The organism is Cobetia sp. AM6 (assembly GCF_009617955.1).
GTDB lineage: Bacteria > Pseudomonadota > Gammaproteobacteria > Pseudomonadales > Halomonadaceae > Cobetia > Cobetia amphilecti.
This window is the reverse complement of sequence record NZ_AP021868.1, coordinates 3,459,444-3,480,382: the sequence shown is the minus strand read 5'-3', so window position 1 is coordinate 3,480,382 and position 20,939 is coordinate 3,459,444. Positions and strand designations below refer to the sequence as shown.

The following is a 20,939-nucleotide window of genomic DNA, read 5'->3' as shown; positions in this document are numbered from 1 at the left end:
CATGGCACGAACGGAATGGCAGTGTTGCCAACGGGGAGTCAATGCTTCAGCGGTTGCCGAAGCCGCGACGCCCCGTGGCGTTTGCCTGTTCTCGATCTCTCGGGAGAGTGGTCGTATCAGTGGATGGCTCAGTGGCCGTATCAATGGTCGTATCAATGAATGCGGCGGCCTGACTCGGAATGGCTGCCCGGCGTGACAGCGTCCTGATGCGATTCACGTTTCTCGACCAGGCGGCGGATACCGACATAGAACAGCGGTGTCAGCAGCAGACCGAATACGGTGACGCCGATCATGCCGGAGAACACCGCCACGCCCATCGCCTGGCGCATCTCGCTGCCGGCACCAGTGGCCAGTACCAGAGGCACCACGCCCGCGGTGAAGGCCACCGACGTCATCAGGATGGGACGCAGACGCAGGCGACAGGCCGTCAGCACGGCGTCCAGACGACTCTGGCCAGCATGCTGCTGCTCACGAGCGAACTCGACCAGCAGGATCGCGTTCTTGCACGCCAGCGCTACCAGCACGATCAAGCCGATGCGCGTGAAGATGTTGTTGTCGCCCCCCGTCAGCCAGACACCGGCCAGCGCCGACAGCAGTGTCATCGGCACGATCAGGATGATCGCCAGCGGCAGCGACCAGCTCTCGTACTGGGCGGCCAGCACCAGGAATACCAGCAATACCACCAGCGGGAAGATGTAGATCATGGTGTTGCCGGCCAGTACCTGCTGGTAGGTCACCTCCGTCCACTCGTAGCCGATGCCCTGTGGCAGGTTGCCGGCCAGCACTTCCTCGATGGCGGCCTTGGCCTGATCACTGGAGACGCCCGGCGCCGGCGAGCCGTTGATATCGGCGCTGACGAAGGTGTTGTAGTGCATCACGCGGTCCGGGCCGGTGGTCGGTGTCACCTTGACGAAGCTGCCCAGCGGAATCATGCGGCCGTTGTCGCTGCGCACCTTGAGGTTGCGGATGTCATCCGGGTCGAGACGCGCCGACTGCTCGGCCTGGGCGCGCACCTGATAGGTACGCCCGAAGCGGTTGAAGTCATTGACGTACAGCGAGCCCATGTACACCTGCAGAGTCTCGAAGGCACGTTCCACCGGCACGCCCATTATCATCGCCTGCTCGCGATCCAGATCGATGTCGTACTGCGGCACCTGGATGCGGAAGCTGGAGTAGACACTGCTCAGACGCGGGTCAGCGTTGCCCTTGGCGGTGATGGTCTGCACGGCGGAGAACAGCTCATCGAAGCCCTTGTTGCCACGGTCCTGCAGCTGCAACTTGAAGCCACCCGTAGTGCCCAGGCCCAGAATCGGCGGCGGCGGGAAGACGGCGACGAAGGCCTCGTCGATCCCCGCGAATTTCTGGTTCAGCTGAGCGGCGATCGCCTGACCGGAAAGCTCTGGCGACTGTCGCTCATCGAAGTCCGCCAGGGTCGCGAACACGATGCCGGAGTTGGAGGCATTGACGAAGCCGTTCACGGAGAGCCCCGGGAAGGCCACGGTGTGCGCCACGCCCGGTGTGTCCAGCGCCAGTGCCTGCATCTCGTCGATGACCTCGGAGGTGCGGTCGAGGCTGGCGGCGTCCGGCAGCTGGGCCATCGCGACCAGGTACTGCTTGTCCTGCCCCGGGATGAAGCCGCCGGGCACGCTGTCGAACAGCTTGCCGGTGGCGCCGAGCAGTACGACATACAGCAGGCCGACGATGACACCGAAGCGCAGCAGCTTCTTGATCAGGCCGGTATAGCCGTTGGCCATCGCACTGAAGGCGCGGTTGAACGGCGCGAACAGCCAGCGACCGAACAGGCCATCGATGACGCGGGTCAGCCAGTCAGGCTTGGCACCGTGGGGCTTGAGCAGCAGAGCCGACAGCGCCGGTGACAGCGTCAGCGAGTTGAAGGCCGAGATCAGCGTCGAGATGGTGATGGTCAGCGCGAACTGCTTGTAGAACTGACCGCTCAGGCCGCTGATGAAGGCCGTCGGAACGAACACCGCCGTCAGCACCAGCGCGATGGCGATGATCGGGCCGGTCACCTCACGCATGGCGATCTGGGTGGCCTCGATGGGCGAGTGACCCAGCTCGATGTTGCGCTCGACATTCTCCACCACCACGATGGCGTCATCGACGACGATACCGATGGCGAGCACCAGTCCGAACAGCGACAGCGTATTGATCGACACGCCCATCAGCTGCATGACCGCAAACGTCCCGATCAGCGAGACCGGCACCGCGATCAGCGGAATGATCGAGGCCCGCCAGGTCTGCAGGAACAGGATCACCACGATCACGACCAGCAGGATGGCCTCGAACAGGGTGTCGATGACCGCCTCGATGGAGCCACGCACGAAGACCGTCGGGTCGTAGACGATGTCGTAGCTGACGCCATCCGGGAAGGCCTCGGACATCTCGCTCATGCTCTCGCGCACGGAATCCGACAGCGCGATGGCATTCGAGCCGGGACGCTGGAAGATCGGCATCGCCACGGCGTCCTTGCCATCCAGCTGCGCGCGCAGCGAATAGCTGTCGGCGCCCAGTTCGACACGCGCCACATCCTTCAGGCGTGTCAGGCGGCCATCTTCATCGACACGGATGACGATGTTCTCGAATTCCTCGGCGCTCTCCAGGCGGCCCCGCACATTGAGCAGGCGCTGGAACTGGTTGTCGTCAGGCGAGGGCTGGGCACCGACGGAGCCGGCGGCGACCTGCTGGTTCTGCGCACGCAGCGCACTGATCACGTCACCGGCAGACAGGCCCCGCGCCGCCACGGCGTCCGGGTCGAGCCACACGCGCATCGAGTACTCGCCGGCACCGAACAGCTGCACGTCGCCGACCCCCTCGAGACGGGCGAGATTGTCCTTCAGGTTCAGGCGCGCGTAGTTGGACAGCCACAGCTGGTCATAGCGGCCATCCGGGGAGGTCAGGTGGACCACCATCGTCAGGTTGGGCGAGGCCTTCTCGGTGGTGATGCCGAGCTGCTGCACCTCCTGCGGCAGGCGCGGCGTGGCGCGGGCCACACGGTTCTGCACCTGCACCTGGGCCTTGTCCAGGTCAGTGCCCAGCGCGAAGGTCACCGTCAGGGTCAGGTTGCCGTCGGAGGTCGCCTGGGAGTCCATGTACAGCATGCTTTCGACGCCGGTGATTTCCTGCTCCAGCGGCGTGGCGACGGTGGCACCGATGACTTCGGGGTTGGCACCCGGGTAGTTGGCGCGCACCACCACTGTGGGCGGCACGACTTCCGGATACTCGGAGATGGGCAGCTGGAACAGCGACAGCATCCCGGAGATGACGGTCAGGATCGACAGCACCGCGGCGAAGACCGGGCGCTTGATGAAGAAGCTGGAGATATTCACGAACGGCCTCCGGCTGCCTGACGGTCAGCCTCGGCCAGTGTCGCGGCGTCCTGATCGTTGTCCTGATCCAGCGGCTGGGCGGTCTGCTGCTGCAGGCGCGAGATACGCGCGGCGAGTGCCTTGAGGGCACCGTCATCGGGCATCTCGACCAGCTTGGGGGTGATCGGCATGCCCGGACCTGCCTTGGCAGGCCCCGCGGCCAGCACGCGGTCACCGGCGGCCAGGCCATCGGTGACGGCACGCAGCGGGCCGAAGCGCGGGCCGGTGGTGATGCCGCGGTAGGCGAGGGTGTTGTCCTCGGCGACCACCAGCACGAACTGACGGTCCAGATCGGTGCCGATGGCGCGTTCCGGAATCAGCACGGCATCACGGATCTCGGGCGAGGCGAGACGCAGGCGTGCAAAGGCGCCCGGACGCAGGGCGGCATCATCGGCGCTGAAGGTGGTGCCGATCCGCAGGGTGCCGGTATCGATATCGACGCTGTTGTCGATGAAGTCGAGCTCACCGTGGAAGGGGAAATCCTGCTGACCGGCCAGCTGCAGTTCGACCGGCAGGTGGTCATCGGCGCTGACGTTCGCGAAGTCCTGGTTCCAGGTCAGCTCGCTGATATCGATATAGGCGTCCAGCTGGCGGGTCTCGACCAGCGTGGTCAGCACGCTCTGGCCAGCCTGCACGGTGTTGCCACGCGTGATGCGCGCATTGGACAGGCGGCCGTCGATCGGGGCGCGGATGGTGGCGTAGTCCAGATCCAGACGGGCACGCTCGAGCTGGGCGATGGCGCCCTTGAGCTGTGCATTCAAGCCGGTGGCGGTAGTGCTGCGCGAATCGGCTTCCTCGCGCGAGATCAGGTGGCGCTTGACCAGACTGGCGGCGCGACCGGACTCGCTGCGGGCATTGGCCAGTTCGGCCTTGATGCGTGCGACTTCCGCTTCCAGACGCTGTACCTCGGCCTTGAAGGGGCGTTGATCAAGGCGCACCAGCGGCGTGCCGGCGCTTACCTGACTGCCTTCGGTGAACAGCACTTCTTCGACTTCGCCGCTCACGCGTGGGCGCAGTTGCACGCGCTGGGGAGATTCCAGACGTGTGGTGTAGGTGTGCCAGGCCGCGACCGGCTGCGACTGGGCGGCGACGACTTCCATCGTCGGGGGAGTCTGTTGCGCGTTGCCGTTTTCTTCACTGTTGCCCTCGCTGCAGGCACTGAGCGCCAGAAGGCCGCCAAGGGTCAGTAGCAGGGAAGAAGCGATACGAGAAAGGCGCGCCGGACGTAAGTTCAGTCTCGACATGGGAATTTTCCGTTGCAGGATAGTTGGCTCGGCATCCTAGAGAGCCGGCCTGCGACGGATAAGCCCCTTGGAGCACACCGCTTTGATTCTGAATATGCACCAATTGTGCAGATGGCGCGCTGGCTGACTGCTGCGCTTGAGCAAGGGTCAACGCAAAAGCCCCGCGGCGAATGCCAGCGGGGCTTGTTGTCGTACATGTCACTTGCGTCTGCTGCCGCTCAACTCACTGTGCAGGCATCTCGGCACAGGCATCACGGCATGGCTGGCATGCCGCTTGAGGAGACCTTACTGCTTCTCGCCGAAGTACTTGGTGTGGATGGTGTCGTAGGTGCCATCGGCCTTCAGCTCGGCCAGGGCGCCGTTGATCTGCTCGGCCAGGTCCTTGTCACGCTTGCGCATGGCGATACCGAAGCCGTCGCCGAAGTACTTCTTGGGCTCGGTGACCACTTCACCGACGGCCTTGTAGTTGCCGTTGCCGCCGTCGATCAGGGTGGACTTGCCAACCGGGAAGTCGAGGAAGGCGATGTCGAGGCGACCCGCTTCCATGTCCAGCACCAGGTCATCGGCGGTGGTGTAGCGCTTGACCTCGGCATTCTTGCCGTAGAGATCGGTGACGTAGTTGTCCTGCAGGGTGCCGCGCTGCACGCCGATGGCCTTGTCAGCCAGGGCTTCCTGGGAGGTGGCGCTCAGCTCGCTGTCGGACGGGGCGAACCAGGCGGACGGCGGGGTGATGTAGGTGTCGGAGAACAGCACCTTCTCGCGGCGTTCCTCATTGATGGTCATCGAGGACATGATGGCGTCGTACTTGCGCGCCATCAGGCCGGGAATGATGCCGTCCCACGCCTGGATGACCCACTCGCAGTCGCGGTTGATCTTCGCGCAGATGGCATTGCCCAGTTCGATATCGAAACCGGTCAGCTCACCGTCGGGCGTCTTGTATTCCATCGGCTCGTAGGGCACGTCGACGCCGATGCGCAGCGATTCGGCCGCCTGAGCGCCACCGGCCATCAATGCTGCACCCAGCAGGGAGATTCCCAGAAGCTTCTTCATGTCAGTCCCATCCATCATTGTTGTTGGTCATACTGGCTGATCAGTGGCATCAGACACTCCCTCCTGAACACCAGCCGTCTGAGCCGCGGACATAAGGGGGCGTGTCATGCCAGTGGCTCCACACTAGCCCAGACCGAGGCTGTGGTGAAGAGGTTCAATGGACAAATTCAAACGGTCGTTAAACGAGATGAATTCCTGCCGTTATATCCTGATATAAAAAAAGCGCCCTCCAAAGGGCGCTTTTGACGTTCAGCTTAACGGTTTCAAGTGTGCCAGCAGGCGTTTCTCCAGTTGCCGGAATATGGCAATGATGGTGAAGGTCAGACACAGGTAGATGGCGGCGACGAACAGGAATGCCTCGAAGGGCGCGTAGAAGCGTGCGTAGATGTCACGCGCGGCGCCGGTGAGGTCCAGAAGCGTCACCACGCTGCAGATGGCACTGGCATGCAGCATGAAGATGACTTCATTGCCGTAGGCCGGCAGCGCCCGGCGGAAGGCACTGGGCAGAATGATGCGACGCATCATCTTGCCACGTGACATGCCGTAGGCACGCGCTGCCTCCATCTCGCCCTTGGGGGTCGACTGGATGGCACCGTGGAAGATCTCGGTGGTGTAGGCCGCGGTATTGAGCACGAAGGCCAGCAGCGCCGGCACGAAGGGATCACGGAAGTAATCCCACAGCCAGGTCTCCTGGATGCTGGGCATATGCACACTGGTCACGCCCAGCGAGATGTCGAAACCGTCGAAGAACACCACGCCGTAATAGATCAGATAGAGCTGGATCAGCAGCGGCGTGCCGCGGAAGACATAGGTGTAGAGATAGACCGGCATCTTCACCCAGCGACGACGCGAGCCGCGCAGGATCGCCAGCGGCACGGCCAGTATCAGGCCGATGAGCAGCGCCAGGCACACCAGCTGCACGGTGGTGACCAGCCCTTCCCAGTAGTGCCACAGGGTGGTCGCGGTGAAGATGTAGTTGTCGCTCAGCGCATCCTCGAGCATCTGACCCAGCTGGGCGATGACGCCTGAGGGGCCTGCATCGTTCAGTTGTTCCATGCGCTGGCCTCCCCGAATCCGGCGTTATAGCGCTTCTTGAGACGTGCCAGCCCCCATTCGGACACGGTGGCGATCAGCAGATAGCCCGCCGCAACCGGCAACAGGAAGGTGAAGGGCTCGTGGGTCGCCTTGGCGGCCTCACTGGCGACACGCACCATGTCGACCAGCCCGATCACCGACACCAGGGCGGTGGTCTTGAGCAGTACCATCCAGTTGTTGCCCAGCCCCGGCAGGGCGTGGCGCATCATCAGTGGGAAGCGAATGCGCTTGAAGACCTTCCAGTCGTTCATGCCATAGGCACGCCCGGCCTCGATCTGCCCGGCATCCACCGCCATGAAGGCGCCACGGAAGGTCTCGCCCATGTAGGCACCGAAGATGAAGCCGATGGTGACGACGCCGGCAGTGAACTCATCGACATTGACGAAGACGTCGATGTCGTAGCTGTCGTACAGCCAGTCGGTGACCATGTTGATGCCGATCTGGCCACCGAAGAACAGCAGCAGCATCAGCACGATGTCGGGCACGCCGCGGATGATGGTGGTGTAGAGCGTCGCGAGCCAGCGCAGAGGCGTGGAGCGCGACATCTTGGCCGTCGCCGTCAATAGCCCCAGCGCGATGGCCAGCAGCTGGGCCAGCACGGCCAGCTGCACCGTGACCCAGGCACCTTCCAGCAGGCTGGGCCCGTAGCCTTGTAGGTCAATCATGGGAAATCTCCCGTGAAGCGCCGAATAACCCGTTCAGCGGCTTACTGGTGGTTGTCGGACGCAGTGGCGGCGCTGGCGAAGTACTTGTCGTTGAGACGCTTGAGCGTGCCATCGGCCTTGAGTGCTTCCAGGGCACCATCGATGGCCTTCTTGAGGTTGCGGTCGCGCTTCTTCATGGCGATGCCGAAGCCGTCGCCGAAGTACTTCTTCGGCTCGCTGATGGCGCTGCCGGTGTTGACGAAGTTGCCGTCGTTGGCATTGACCAGGGTGTCCTGACCGACCGGCAGGTCCAGGAAGGCGACATCGACGCGGCCGCTGTCCATGTCCAGCACCAGGTCATCGAGCTTGGTGTAGCGGCGCACTTCTGCCGTGCGGCCGTAGAGGTCGGTGACGTAGTGATCCTGCAGGTTGCCGCGCTGCACCCCGATCACCTTGCCCGCGAGCGCCTCGGCATCGAGGGTATCCGCGCCCGCCAGCGGGCTGTCCGCCTTGACGAACCAGCCGGACGGCGGAGTGAAGTAGGGCTCGGAGAACAGCACCTGACGCTCACGCTCCGGATTGATGGTCAGCGCCGACATGATGACGTCGTACTTGCGCGCCATCAGGCCCGGGATGATGCCGTCGAAGTCCTGCTCGGTCCATTCGCAGTGAGTGGCGAGCTGGGCGCAGATGGCGTTGCCCAGTTCGATCTCGAAACCGGTCAGCTCACCGCTGGGCAGCTTGTAGCCGAAGGGCGCGTAGGGCACGTCGATGCCCAGGCGCAGCGGGTCCGGCACATCGGCCGCCTGGGCGGCGCTGGTGGCGATGGCGAAGGTGGAGAGGCCGAGGGTGAGACCCAGCAGGGCACGTGTCGCGAACTGTTTCATTACTTGTCATTCCTGAAGTCTTGGACACCTCGAGGCTTGCCGTTGGCATGGCGCTCGCGGTGCTGAATCATGTGCCGGTCACGGGATCACCGTGCCGGGATGTGCCACAGGCCGAGCGGTAGGCTCAGCGATGGGCCAAGGACCATTCATCAGTACTGGTGATCAGGGCGCTTTGTCAGTACTTGGGCGCCAGGAACTGCTTGAGGCGCTCCGACTGGGGATTGCCCAGCACGTCTTCCGGCTTGCCGGCTTCCTCGACCAATCCCTGATGCAGGTAGACCACCTGGCTCGAGACATCACGCGCGAAACTCATCTCGTGGGTCACCACCACCATGGTGCGGCCTTCCTCGGCCAGGTCACGCATGACCTTGAGCACGTCACCGACCAGTTCCGGGTCGAGGGCCGAGGTCGGCTCGTCGAACAGCATTACCTCCGGCTCCATCGCTAGTGCGCGTGCGATGGCGCCGCGCTGCTGCTGGCCACCGGACATCTGCGCCGGATAGTAGTCGGCGCGCTCGAGCAGGCCGACGCGGTCCAGCAGACTGCGTGCGTGGGCGATGGCTTCCTTCTTCGGCTTGCCGAGCACGTGGATCGGCGCCTCGATGACATTTTCCAGCAGCGTCATGTGCGACCACAGATTGAAGCCCTGGAACACCATCGACAGGCGCGCGCGCATGCGCTCGACCTGACGCCAGTCCATCGGTTCGCGGCCACGGCGGCTTTCCTTGAAGCCGATCTGCTCGCCATGCACGAAGATGTCGCCGCCGTCCGGCTGCTCCAGCAGGTTCATGCAGCGCAGAAAGGTGCTCTTGCCGGAACCGGATGCGCCGATCAGGGTGATGACATCGCCCTTGCGTGCTTGCAGTGACAAGCCCTTGAGCACCTGATTGGTGCCGAAGGACTTGGTGATGTTGCGGACCTCGAGAGGCAGCGCGTCGCTGCTCGGGCTCTCGGCCACGGAAGATCTCATGGTCATGCAGTTACTCCAATCCGGACGTTGCCAGCCCTGGGGGCAATGACACGCCACGAGTCCGCCGCGGGGCGGTCGGGCTCGGGATACAGGTTCGTTGCCGACATGGCACGGCTGCCTGGCACTGCTTTTCACTCTCGCTCGCTGACGTGCGCGACGCAGACGTGATGAGGCGGCAAGGCGTGGCACGGGAGGAGTGGCGGAGAATGCCGTCAGGGGCATGGCCAGTTCCTCACGATCAGTCCGATTGATCGTCGTTCTCGCTGCCAGTGACCGTCTACAACAGGCGAAAAATGCCTGTGCTTGCATGTCGTGGACGGGAAAGGGGGCCGATTCTACCAGCTCGACGCAGGGTTCACCGCTATCTGGCGTGGAGGAATGTTACGACTTTGGTGGAGCCTGCAGGGACGCACGCGGATGCCGTCCGGCCGTGGGGGAGGAGTCTTCATGATCAAGGTCGCCTGTTGTCGTTGTAGTAAGGCTTTCGTCAGTGCAATCGCGCCGGCGTCGTGCTGCGCCCTGAGGGGGATGGACGGGCAGAACGCCGGCGCTTGTGGCTCAGTGCCGGTCTGTTCAGTGTCTGGTGACTCAGTCTGTCGGTGTCGAGCTCTCGGCCAGCAGCAGGGCGGCGCGGGCGCCTATCTCCACCTTCGCGTTGGGGAAGACCACCCGCAGTGGCGTATCGCCGATGATGCAGGAGCCAGCAGCGGCGTCTTCGGCCACCACGCTGCCGGGGGCGAAGGCGGTGAAGTTGGCGACATCCTCGCTGAAGCACAGCGTGAAGTCGGCTGACTGACGCATCAGTTCCACTTCCACCGTGAAGTAGTCGATGGCCTCAGGGTCTGCTTCGGCGGGTGCCGTGCCGGTCGCCAGCGCCGCGAGCAGGGCTTTCATCGGTGCGAGTGCTGCCATGTCGTTGGCGCCGAACGGGCGAACCTGACCCAGCTCCAGCGTGAAGGCGTCGGCATCATGGTAGTGGCGCGAATAGTGCGAGAAGGTCCAGCTGTGCTGATGCTGGTGCAGCACGGCCTGGATGCCGGCGGCGCTCAATATCGGCCACTGCGATGCGCTGATGGCGTCGCCATCACTGAAGGGCACCACCGCGAAGCGCGGATAGAGGCTGTCGCGGATGGCGGTGTGCATGTCGTAGTGCAGGCGGCGCGTGCCCTCGGCCAGCGGGAAGCGAGCATAGAAGGTGTCCACGGCCGCCATCAGCTGACGCGCGCGCGCCGGCTCATCATCGGATGGACAGTCGTTGCCCGTGACGCTGGCCTCGGCGCGCTTGAACAGCCGATTGAGATTGGTGGTGATGAAGCGCTCGCCACTGCGGATGGCAGGCAGGTTGCCCAGAATCAGCAACAGCGGCGCCCCGACGATCAGGTGGCCGCTCTCCAGGCCCGCGATCAGCTCACCGAGCAGCTCGATGGGGGCGGTCTCGTTGCCGTGGATACCGGCGGAGATCACGCACGGGCGCGCCCTGGGCCCCGTGACGTCGGGGGTGATTTCCAGCACGCCGGGTGCGACGATCTCATAGCGGCCGCCGGGAATACGACCCATGCCACGGGCGCTGGCGTGGCCTTCGAGTGTCAGGTCTAGCCAGTCGGCAATCACGAGGCAGTCGGCTCCTGGCGAACATTGGTGGATTCGAAGATCTTGTCGGCGCTGGCCGCCACGAAGCCCTGATACAGCTCGCCATCGGCATCGGGGTAGCGGCGCGCGAATTCGTAGTAGCAGGTGGAGATCTCATGCTCCTCGCCACCGGCGAAGGTGAAGGTCTGGCGGTCGGCGAGGGTGGAGGCCTGCTCCAGCAGCACCTCGGGCGAGCCCTTGATGCGCCCTCCGGCCGGATTGATGCCAAGGCCCAGCGACTCGACGCGCGTCAGCACCTTGTCGAGAGTGTCGTGATGGCTGAGCGCGTTGACGCTGATGGTGAAGTGGTTGGCGCGCAGGCCGATGATCGACAGCCAGGCCGCATACTCGCTCTCTTCCATCAGGCGCTGATACTGCTCGAAGCTGGGCGCTTTCCACAGGCGGCCTGACCACAGCACGGAGGGCTGGATGGCGGCATCCGGCGAGATCTGGCTGACCAGGCCATCGATGATCGCCTGGGCGCGCTCGGACAACTCATGGCATTTCAGCTCGGAGAGGAAGACACGCGGCATGTCGGGTGACGGCGGCAGATAGCCGAAGGCGCGCAGCTTCTTCTCGCGGAAATCATAGGGCGCGAAGCGGGTATAGCCCAGCGCCAGCAGGTGAGGTTCCAGCGCGCTCAGGGTGATCGGCCCGCGGTCGAAGGTGCGGAAGGCGACGTGGTCGTTGACGATGGTCTCGCCGTCAGCGATGAAGGCATCCTGGATCTTTTGGGCCTGGGGCGTCATGGCGACGTAGTCATCCCACAGGGCGCTGAAGAACTGCTGGATATCCATGGCACGGGCTCCCTCTGAACTGAGTTGCCCAGTGCAGCGAGGCGTCACTGGCACTGGGCGACAGCATCAAACGATTGGCATCAGGGCAGCGTACTCGACGAGGCGCTACCCCGGAAGATTGTCAGCTCACCATTGGCGAGCCACGCGCGCGTGACAAGATGCGAGGTCGGTTGGATGAAAGCGGCTGTCCGCACCATATAAACGTCACGCGCCGGTTTAGACCTTGGTGTCAGGCCTTGGTGTCAGGCCTTGGATCTTGGGACCGGGTTCGGTGTCAGCTATCGGTGTCAGCGTTCAGTGTCATCAGGAGAGGGGCAGGCATCGCCCTGTTCGACCTTGATCAGCGCGTCGGTCGCGAAGCCGAGCTCGGCGGCCTGCTCGACCAGCGCCTGATAGGTGTCGTCATCCAGCTGCGGCTCACGCGCCAGTATCCACAGGTAGTCGCGATCGGCGCCGGCCACCAGCGACCATTGATAGTCGTCATCCAGCGCCAGCACGTTGTAACCGCCATAGAAGGGGCCGAAGAAGCTGACCTTGAGGGCCGCCGTCTCGCTGCCCTGAGTGAAGTAGGCACGACCTTCGGCCTGGCTCCATTGCCCTTGCTCGGCGTTGTAGCCGCGATTGATGACGCGCACGCCGCCGTCCTCGCGGGGCGAATATTCGGCGCTGACGCAGCTCAGGCCCTCCTCGAAGCTGTTGGGCAGGCGGGCGATCTCGTGCCATTCGCCGTAGTAACGTTCGAGCTCGAAATCCTCGACGGGCTGGGTGCCGGAGGGGACTCCGGCGCAGCCGCCGAGGAGACCGAGACCGATTAGAGAGAAGGCAAGATGCGGCAGGCGTGTCATTGGCAGGCTCCATGCGCCAGGACGCCCCATTGATGAGTCGTGGGGCGTTCTGGCGTGATGCGGGTCATGAGAAAAAGGACGCAACGGCATCCTTGTCTCATTGGGGCGTCTGCCGCTGTCTCAAGAGGGAGGGTGGCGCGGCGACATACTCGAGGCGCCGAGCGTCGATCGTCACAGTACCAGGCGGAGCGGATTGCCGGTGACGACGACGCCCCGACCGCGTTGCTTGGCCTCGTACATGGCGCTGTCGGCGCGCGCGATGACCGTTTCCGGCGTGGCGCCCGAGAAGGGGAACAGGCTGATGCCGATGCTGGCGCTGACGGCGATGATCAGCGGCTCGCCATCCACTTCCAGCGTGATGGGACGGCTGATGGCGTCGATCAGACGCTCCGCCAGCTGCTCCGGGCCCTTGCGGCCGTTGCCTTCACGGCTGATCAGTACCAGAAATTCATCGCCTCCCAGGCGGCCGACGATATCGTTGCCGCGCAGGGTGTTGCCCAGGCGCTCGCCGGTGATGCGCAGCACTTCATCGCCGATGGCATGGCCGTGGCGGTCATTGACGGGCTTGAAGCCATCGAGGTCGATGAACAGTGCGGCCTGCACCGTGCCGGGAGTCTGGATGTCGAGTATCTGGTCGAGGCGTGCCAGCAGGGCGCGCCGGTTGAGCAGCCCGGTGAGCGAGTCGCACATCGCGTGGTCGCGCAGATCGTCCCGCTCGCCGGTGATATGGCATTCATGCAGGAAGAGTTGCCGGCTCTGGCGCTCGCGCGAGTAGGCGCTAAGGCCTGCCAGCATATTGACGGCCATCATGAAGAAGACTTCGTTGACCTCCACTAGTGTATCGGAGCCAAGATGCATCAGCGCGCAGCTGACGGTGCAGCCCATCCATATCAGCAGTCCGCAGGCCATGGCATAGATGAACTGCAGTCCCAGCAGGGTGTAGGTCCAGAAGACCACCAGCAACAGGGCGACGAAGTAGACCGGGAAGTCACCATGCTCGTCCTCATGCTGTCCGGCGGCGTGGCTCTCCACCAGGTGCTCTCCGGCGTGACCGTCCCCCACATGGAACATCGCCAGCGTCCCCAGCGCTGCCACCAGCGAGGCCAGGCACAGGATGCCGTTGACGTGGTGTCGGAAACGCGGGAGGCGTGACAGCAGGAACAGGCCCAACACGCCGATCAGAACGCTGGTGCGCAGCAGCAGGTAGGGCTCGTAGTGCTCCAGCAGACTGAGCTCGATCAGCCCATAGGACGCGAACAGCAGACAGCTCAGCGGGATGGTGATCCGGCTGAGCTTGTGTGAGGTCTCGATCTGTCGACGCCGATAACGTCGTTCCAGGGTGTCATCCGCAAAGCAGAGTGTCATGGGATTCATGGGGCGATACCTGAGTTGCCAGACTCTCAGGATGCCACTGCCTTGCGTGGTATGCCCTGGAGGAACCGCCGCAACCTTTGCGTGCGGTTCAACGCTATTTCAAGTACTCCGCGGCATGAGAGCTTTCGTGCTCACGACTGAGTGAGGTTGGCACCGGCCAGCTGGCGCGCCGTGACGCGCAGCGCGGATTCCACCATGTCGTAATCCACATAGCAGCCCTGCAGGTGGCGGCGGCCGGTCGTCGGGTCGAAGGACTTGCGTCCGTGCATCACGCGGCGGTTGTCGAAGGCCACCATCTGGCCGGCTTCCAGCTTGAGATGCAGGCGGAAGGCCGGTTCCCGCAGGATGCTCCAGTACTGGCGATAGGCGCTGTACCAGGCCTGCATCTGTTCCAGCGGCAGGCGCAGGCTGTCGCGGATCCAGTTGTTGAAGCGCACCTCGATGACCTTGTCGTTGGCATCCAGATGGATCACCGGCTCGCGCACCACCAGGTCGGTGGTCTCGTCGGCAAAGCGGAAGTCCACCGGAGTCTCGGCCAGCAGCCTGAAGGCCTGCGGGTCCCGCTCGCGCAGGGCTTCGGCGACCGCCATGCCGTCTCCGAAGATGGAGTCTCCGCCTTCGGCCTCATTGGCCAGGCAGTAGAGCATCTGGATGTCTGGCGGCTGACGCCAGTTGGGCAGGTCGGTGTGCAGTTCCAGTGCGATCGGCGTGTAGGCGGCGTTGTTGGGCGCCTGCTTGGAGAAGACCTCGAAACGGCCACCGAAGTTGGTCGCGCGGATCGGGCCGATGGTCGCGGCCACCTGGTCGATCTCGCCGCCTGCCGTCGGGCCGGCATCCAGAATCGCGAAGCCGTCGCGGCACAGCGCTTCCAGCCAGCCCAGGCGCGCCTGTCCACCGGCCATGTAGTCGGCAAAGGCGGTGACGTGAGGCTCATGGCCCTGCTGCCAGGCCTGGCTTGCAGGGACCGGCGTGGCCGGCGGCGCATCACTCGGACGACGTTGCAGCAACCAGCCGGCATCGAAGCGGCTGGTGTGGCCGTCCTGCCAGACGACGACGAGATTGCCCTGCTCGACACGCATCTGGTGCACCGTCAGGGCCGCGTCGTCCATCAGCATGAAGGTGCGCTCGAAGGTCTGCGGATGACGGCAGAGATCGCAGGCGCAGTGGTCGCGCAGCCAGATCAGCGGCAGTCGGGTCTGCTCACCGCTGGCCCATGCCAGTGACGCCAGGGTCTCGTCGTGGTCTGCCTTCACCAGCGGCGCGCCCTCGTGATGGGGCAGGTATTCCTTCATGTCCCACTGATGGCGTGCCTGTGACGCTTCAGTGCCTTGGGTGTCAGGGGCAGATGCGATGAGAGTCTCCATGGGCGCCGTCCTATGTCGTGTGTGCAGTAGCAGGTGAGCCGACGCGTGTCGCGTGGCTGGGTCGTATGGCTGAGCCGTGACCCGAGAATGAGGCCATTGTCCCCCTCGTCATCACGGCTGGCCAACGCGAAATATGACGGCCATGACTTAGCTGAGCTAATGTGTGCCGATTGACCTTCATGCTCTGATGCGAGATAGCCATGCACGAACCTTCCCCCACGACGCCGGATGCCTTGCCGCGCCCCCTGCCGCCGCTGGCCTGGTTGCAGGCCTTCGAAGCCGCTGCGCGCCTGATGAGCTTCACGCGTGCCGCCGAGGAGCTCAGTGTCACCCAGTCGGCCATTAGCCAGCGGATTCGCCAGCTGGAGGACCGCCTTGGCCAGCCATTGTTCGTGCGTCACGCCCGCAGCCTCAATCTGACGCCGGCCGGTCAGGCCTGGTTGCCAGCGCTGCAGGATGGCTTCCAGCGCCTTCAGGAAGGCACGCTGGAAGTCTTCGGCCCCTCGCGCGCCGCGCCGGTCAGCCTGCGGGCGACCCCGATGAGCCAGCAGGCCTGGCTGTTGCCGCGGCTGGCGAACTTCCATCGTGATCAGCCCGAGATCGCGCTGCGTCTGGTCAGTGCCTTCTGGCAGAGCGACTTCGATGGCGAGCAGGTGGATATCGAGCTGCGCTACGGCCAGGGCGACTGGCCGCAGGTAGAGGCGATCCAGGTGGGGGCAGGGCAGGAGAGAATGGCCGTCGTGGCGAGTCCGGCGCTGAGCGCGCAGCTGACCACGGCGGCGGACCTGGCCGGCATGACGCTGCTGCATGCCGCAGGCTTTGCGGTGGGCTGGCGGCGCTGGCTGGTGGCGGCAGATCAACTGGGGCTGGAGAAGACGACCTCCACCATCAGCTGTGATACCCAGGTGATGACGCTGGAAATGGCGCGGCTCGGCATGGGGGTGGCGCTGGTGCATGAAGGCCATTTCCGGCAATGGCTGGCGTCCGGCAATGGCGGGCTGGAGCAGGTCTTCGCGCTGACGATTCCCGCCGAGCAGAACTTCTGGCTGGTGCGCTCCAATCAGCGCCCGATGCGGCCCACCGCACAGCGTGTCTGGGATTATCTGTTGGCGGAGCCACAGTGAGCGATGCAGAGGTGGCTTTTGCGACCTCTGCTGAGCGAGTCGGCGTGTCTACTGATGCGCCTTCGAACGATATACCGTTAGCTTGAGGCGATGCCCGGCGCGGTAAGCGACCGCTATCTCTTCTCTATCGCGATTTCCTCGCCTTGCTGGCGGCTTGTCTGCCAAGCGTGTGGTCAGATCTGCCAGGCGTGTGGTCAGGTCTGTCAGGCGCGGTCAGTCGGAAGGCGGCGGGCAGCGCGCCAATGGCGACTGCTGGAAGAAGCGTTCCAGCAGGGCATACAGCGCCGGATAGGCCGCATTTAGCTCATCCGGTGCGCTGAAGAAATACTCGCAGCAGACGGCGAAGCATTCGGCGGGGTGGCTGGCGGCGTAGTCATCGATGGGCGTCGGCTCACCGCGTGACAGGCGCGCGCTCAGGTCATCCCACACGGCAGTGAAGGTGGCGTGCCACTCCGCCGCGCTGATATGGCGCGGCAGGGGCGGAAAGCCATCGGCATCGGTGGCGTTGGCCATGTCGAGCTTGTGGGCGAATTCATGGATCACCACGTTGAAGCCGCTCCAGTCACCGCTGGCGGCCAGGTCCTGTTGGGTGACCACCACCGGCCCTTGGTACCAGGTCTCGCCGGCGCGGGTGTCCTCGAAGACATGCACCACACCGGCGTCATCCATCTCTTCCACCTCACGGCGGATGGCCTGCAGCGGCAGCATGATCTCGTGCACGCGAGCGCCGGCGTCCTGCCAGCGTTCGGCATGCGCCCAGCCGTTGAGCAGCAGCATCGCCTGAGCGGCCAGTGCCAGTGCCTCGACCTGTGCGAGCGGCTCGGCGCTGGTCAGCCTCCAGTCGCTCAGCTGATGGCGGGCGCGCCGTTCAAGACGCGCCAGTGCCTCGGCGTCGAGCCCATCGAGAATCGGCAGGCGCTCGCGGACTGCCTGCCACGCGTCATTCTGCGCTGTCTCGCCAGCGGGGGATGCGGCCGAGACAGTGCCGGCGTCGGGAGCTGAGCTGTCACGGCCGTGGCGAGCGGGGCGCTGCCACAGCCGTTGCCACCAGTGCGTCATCGGCTCAGTCCTGACGGCTGCCGGACTTCCACGACCAGTCACGCAGACGCAGCTCGAAGAGGTCCTTGCGGCGGTCCTTCAGGTTGGTCACCGAGCCTTCGCTGCGCACCACCTTGAGACGTTCCAGATCGAGATCCGAGAACATGATCATCTCGGTGTTCGGCGTGGTCTCGGCCATCACCGCGTCATGCGGGAAGGAGAAGTCCGACGGCGAGAACACCGCTGACTGGGCGTACTGGATGTCGAGGCTCTCGATCGACGGCAGGTTGCCGACGCTGCCGCAGACCACCACGTAGCATTCGTTCTCGATGGCACGCGCCTGGGCGCAGTTGCGCACGCGCAGGTAGCTGTTCTTGGTGTCGGTCCAGAACGGCACCATCAGGATATCCATGTCCTGATCGGCCAGCAGACGCGACAGTTCCGGGAACTCCACGTCGTAGCAGATCAACATGCCGATGCGTCCGGCGTCGGTCTCGAACACGGCCAGCTCGTCACCGCCCTTGATGATCCAGTCGCGGCGCTCCTGCGGCGTGATGTGCAGCTTGGCCTGACGGTCGATCTCGCCATCGCGGTGACACAGGTAGGTGACGTTGTAGAGCTCGTTGTCGTCGCCGATCTCGACCATGGAACCGGCCACGATGTTGATGTTGTAGGCCACCGCCATGCGCGAGATTTCCTGCTTGAAGCGCTCGGTGAAGCCGGCGAGGTAGCGGATGCAACGCACCGGGTCACTCTGGTCTTCCAAAAGGCCGATCAACGGCGTGTTGAACAGCTCCGGGAAGACGGCGAAGTCACTCTGGTAATCCGACAGGGCGTCGACGTAGTACTCGACCTGTTGCAGCACGGATTCGACACTGTCGAACTTGCGCATCTGCCATTGCACGGCGCCGACGCGAATCATCGTCTTGCGGCTTTCCAGCACGCGCTCGGCGGGCTCGAACAGGATGTTGCTCCACTCCAGCAGCGTGGCGTAGCCCTGGGAATCCTCGTCTTCCGGCAGGTACTGGCGCAGCAGGCGCTTGACCAGGAAGCCGTTGGCCAGCTGGAACGACAGGATGGGGTCATGGATCTCGCGACGCTCCACCTTGTCGATGTACTCGGAGGGCGAGAGCTCGGCGGCGTATTCGTGGTACTGGGGAATGCGTCCACCGGCCAGAATCGAGCGCAGATTCATCGAGCGGCACAGGTCCTTGCGCGCCTCGTACAGGCGGCGACCGAGGCGATAGCCGCGGTAGTCGACGTCGATCAGCACATCCAGACCGTAAAGCGCATCGCCATCCTCCTTGTTGAGGATGATCTCGCGCTGACCGATCAGGTCGTCGTACTTGTGCGGGTTGGAGAAGGCGTCGTAATCCACCAGCGCCGTCAGGGCGACACCGACCAGCCTGTCGCCATCCTCGATCACGATCTGGCCATCGGGGAATTCGGCGATCAGACGGTTGATGGTGTGCTCAGGCCAGGCGCCACCGATGTCGTCGTAGATGCCGTCCATCAGGCGCTTGAGCTGGGGGTAGTCCGATTCCTGCAGGTTGCGCAGGTTCAGGTGCAGGTCTTCGACGGACATCGAGACTCCTTGGAAATAATGAAAGAGGGGATCAGGGCAGGAAGTGGCTGGCGCGAAAGTGATAGGCCCCATTATTCGCGCTGTCGAGGCCGGGTGTCATCAATATCCTTTGGTCAATGTCCGGCCCTGGTCACGCAACCCTCATCAATGGGTCCAACCTCGCGTCACTGCAAGGGCCGGCGAGCCCTGGCGCCCTGAATGGCGCTCGGTGCGATATTGAACGAATGCTCATTTTGCTTGCATTTGCGCGGCACAACGTCCAAAACATTGCCAGGGGCAGGACGCGCGCAGCGAAGTCACGCCGTTCATATCAAGCTTGAATGACCCCAGGCCCCAATGACCCCAGGCCTTAGTGACACCAGACCTCAATGACACCCCAGGAGACCCGCATGACCCCAGTCCTCTATGAATTGCGTGGCCGTGATGACCGCCTGCGTTTCTCGCCGTTCTGCTGGCGCGCACGTCTGGCCCTGGCGCACAAGGGCATCGAGGCAGAACTCGTGCCGATGCTGTTCACCGACAAGAGCCCGATCGACTTCTGCGATTCCACCACGGTGCCGGTGCTCAAGGATGCGCACGGCGTGGCGATGGACAGCTATGACATCTTCAAGCATCTGGACGCGCATTATCCGAACGCCGGCAATGGCCCGCTGATCGGTGATGCCCAGGCGCAGGCGCGTCTGAATTTCGTCAAGGTCTATGCCGAGCAGGTCATGGCCGTCGGCTTCTTCCGCCTGGTGGCGCTGGATCTGGTGCAGGCCATTCACCCGGGTGACCGCGAGTACTTCCAGAGCGCCCGTGAAGCCCGCTTCGGCATGTCCTTCGAGGAGTTCCATAACGTCGAGATCGCGCGCGGCATTCTCGACAGCGCCTTCAAGCCGCTGCGTGGCCTACTCGCCAATCAGCCTTTCATGGATGGTGATGCCCCGGCGGCGGCAGATTACCTGATCTTCGGTTTCTTCATCTGGGCCCATATCGTCTCTGACACCTCGCCCTTCGGCGAGACGGAAGACCCCAGTGATCCGCTGGTGCAGTGGCGCGAGCGCATGATGGATCTCTACGACGGCATGGCGCGCAAGGCGCCACGTGCCAGCGAGATTGCGCAGTAATCTCGCATCGGAGATGACCTTTCTCATGGCCCGAACGCTGAAGGGCGTTCGGGCCATGTCGTGCTGTTCCAGACAAGGAGCCCATGATGATCGATCTGTATTACTGGACCACGCCCAACGGCCACAAGATCACGATCTTTCTGGAGGAAGCCGGACTCGAGTACCGTCTCATTCCGGTGAACATCAGCAAGGGCGAGCAGTTCGCGCCGGAGTTTCTGGCCATCTCGCCCAACAATCGCATGCCGGCGATCGTCGACCATGCGCCTGCTGATGGCGGTGAGCCGATCTCGGTGTTCGAGTCCGGCGCGATTCTGGAGTACCTGGCCGACAAATGCGGCAAGTTCCTGCCGCGCGAGACGCGCGCGCGTAATGATGTGCTGCAGTGGTTGCACTGGCAGATGGGCGGCCTGGGGCCGATGCTCGGTCAGGTGCACCACTTCAAGCACTACGCGCCAGAACCGGTGGAATACGCCATCGAGCGCTATCACAAGGAAGGCGAGCGCCTCTACGGCGTGCTGGAGCGCCAGCTTGCGGGGCGTGACTTCGTGGCGGGGGACGAGTTGAGCATCGCCGACATGGCCATCTGGCCGTGGCTGAAGGCCGAGAAGCAGGAGATCGATCTGGCCCGCTTCCCGGCGGTCGCCGCCTATCGCGCCCGCATCGCCGAGCGTGACGGCGTCAAGCGGGCAATGACGCGTATCGATGACATCAATCCGGCCGCCAATGTGGCGATGGATGAGGAGGCGCGCCGTCATCTGTTCGGCCAGCAATCCTGACGGGCAGTCAGTGCTGCTGTGA

17 protein-coding genes are annotated in these 20,939 nt (G+C 63.9%); 3 read left to right on the top strand and 14 right to left on the bottom strand.

The window, feature by feature from the left end; genetic code table 11:
* Positions 1-152: 152 nt before the first annotated feature.
* From CLAM6_RS14615 to CLAM6_RS14560, 12 genes are all read right to left on the bottom strand, one after another.
* Positions 153-3,347 carry an efflux RND transporter permease subunit gene (locus CLAM6_RS14615; protein WP_153636495.1) on the bottom strand — a complete coding sequence of 1,065 codons (3,195 nt, stop codon included), beginning with the start codon at positions 3,345-3,347 and terminating at the stop codon, positions 153-155.
* Entirely contained in the window at positions 3,344-4,630 is a 1,287-nt protein-coding gene (locus tag CLAM6_RS14610; protein WP_153636494.1) for an efflux RND transporter periplasmic adaptor subunit, read from the bottom strand. The genes CLAM6_RS14615 and CLAM6_RS14610 overlap by 4 nt, the downstream gene beginning before the upstream one ends.
* Positions 4,631-4,915: 285 nt before the next feature.
* Entirely contained in the window at positions 4,916-5,680 is a 765-nt protein-coding gene (locus tag CLAM6_RS14605) for a transporter substrate-binding domain-containing protein (protein ID WP_153636493.1), read from the bottom strand.
* A gap of 249 nt (positions 5,681-5,929) precedes the next feature.
* Positions 5,930-6,682, bottom strand: coding sequence for an ABC transporter permease (locus CLAM6_RS14600; RefSeq protein ID WP_153636976.1), 753 nt, complete (start codon positions 6,680-6,682; stop codon positions 5,930-5,932).
* Positions 6,683-6,723: 41 nt separating this feature from the next.
* On the bottom strand, positions 6,724-7,440 hold the full coding sequence (locus tag CLAM6_RS14595) for an ABC transporter permease (protein WP_043334396.1): 717 nt from the start codon (positions 7,438-7,440) through the stop codon (positions 6,724-6,726).
* Between the two features lie 41 nt (positions 7,441-7,481).
* Positions 7,482-8,306: a transporter substrate-binding domain-containing protein gene (locus CLAM6_RS14590; RefSeq protein ID WP_153636492.1), complete on the bottom strand. Its 825-nt coding sequence runs from the start codon at positions 8,304-8,306 to the stop codon at positions 7,482-7,484.
* 175 nt (positions 8,307-8,481) lie between these two features.
* The gene (locus tag CLAM6_RS14585) at positions 8,482-9,276 is read right to left on the bottom strand and encodes an ABC transporter ATP-binding protein (RefSeq protein WP_172978744.1); all 795 of its coding nucleotides are present in this window, start codon (positions 9,274-9,276) and stop codon (positions 8,482-8,484) included.
* Between the two features lie 588 nt (positions 9,277-9,864).
* The gene (locus CLAM6_RS14580; protein WP_153636491.1) at positions 9,865-10,887 is read right to left on the bottom strand and encodes a succinylglutamate desuccinylase; all 1,023 of its coding nucleotides are present in this window, start codon (positions 10,885-10,887) and stop codon (positions 9,865-9,867) included.
* Positions 10,884-11,702: a DUF1338 domain-containing protein gene (locus tag CLAM6_RS14575; RefSeq protein WP_153636490.1), complete on the bottom strand. Its 819-nt coding sequence runs from the start codon at positions 11,700-11,702 to the stop codon at positions 10,884-10,886. Before CLAM6_RS14575 ends, CLAM6_RS14580 begins: the two co-directional genes overlap by 4 nt.
* Positions 11,703-11,989: 287 nt before the next feature.
* Positions 11,990-12,547 (bottom strand): lipocalin family protein, encoded by a 558-nt coding sequence (locus CLAM6_RS14570; RefSeq protein WP_153636489.1) that lies wholly within the window; start codon positions 12,545-12,547, stop codon positions 11,990-11,992.
* 171 nt (positions 12,548-12,718) lie between these two features.
* Entirely contained in the window at positions 12,719-13,921 is a 1,203-nt protein-coding gene (locus CLAM6_RS14565; RefSeq protein WP_153636488.1) for a GGDEF domain-containing protein, read from the bottom strand.
* 131 nt (positions 13,922-14,052) lie between these two features.
* Positions 14,053-15,285 (bottom strand): TauD/TfdA family dioxygenase, encoded by a 1,233-nt coding sequence (locus CLAM6_RS14560; protein ID WP_242007692.1) that lies wholly within the window; start codon positions 15,283-15,285, stop codon positions 14,053-14,055.
* 200 nt (positions 15,286-15,485) lie between these two features.
* Between CLAM6_RS14560 and CLAM6_RS14555 the strand changes: the two genes are divergently transcribed.
* Positions 15,486-16,409 carry a LysR family transcriptional regulator gene (locus CLAM6_RS14555; protein WP_153636487.1) on the top strand — a complete coding sequence of 308 codons (924 nt, stop codon included), beginning with the start codon at positions 15,486-15,488 and terminating at the stop codon, positions 16,407-16,409.
* A 213-nt stretch (positions 16,410-16,622) separates the two neighbouring features.
* On the opposite strand, the gene CLAM6_RS14550 is transcribed toward CLAM6_RS14555, so the two are convergent.
* Complete coding sequence (locus tag CLAM6_RS14550) at positions 16,623-17,468, bottom strand: zinc-dependent peptidase (RefSeq protein ID WP_153636486.1); 846 nt, start codon at positions 17,466-17,468, stop codon at positions 16,623-16,625.
* 4 nt (positions 17,469-17,472) lie between these two features.
* Positions 17,473-19,032, bottom strand: coding sequence for a carbon-nitrogen hydrolase family protein (locus CLAM6_RS14545; RefSeq protein WP_054555679.1), 1,560 nt, complete (start codon positions 19,030-19,032; stop codon positions 17,473-17,475).
* A gap of 389 nt (positions 19,033-19,421) precedes the next feature.
* Between CLAM6_RS14545 and CLAM6_RS14540 the strand changes: the two genes are divergently transcribed.
* Positions 19,422-20,141: a glutathione S-transferase N-terminal domain-containing protein gene (locus CLAM6_RS14540; protein ID WP_153636485.1), complete on the top strand. Its 720-nt coding sequence runs from the start codon at positions 19,422-19,424 to the stop codon at positions 20,139-20,141.
* 86 nt (positions 20,142-20,227) lie between these two features.
* Positions 20,228-20,917 (top strand): glutathione S-transferase C-terminal domain-containing protein, encoded by a 690-nt coding sequence (locus CLAM6_RS14535; RefSeq protein WP_153636974.1) that lies wholly within the window; start codon positions 20,228-20,230, stop codon positions 20,915-20,917.
* Positions 20,918-20,939: the final 22 nt, after the last annotated feature.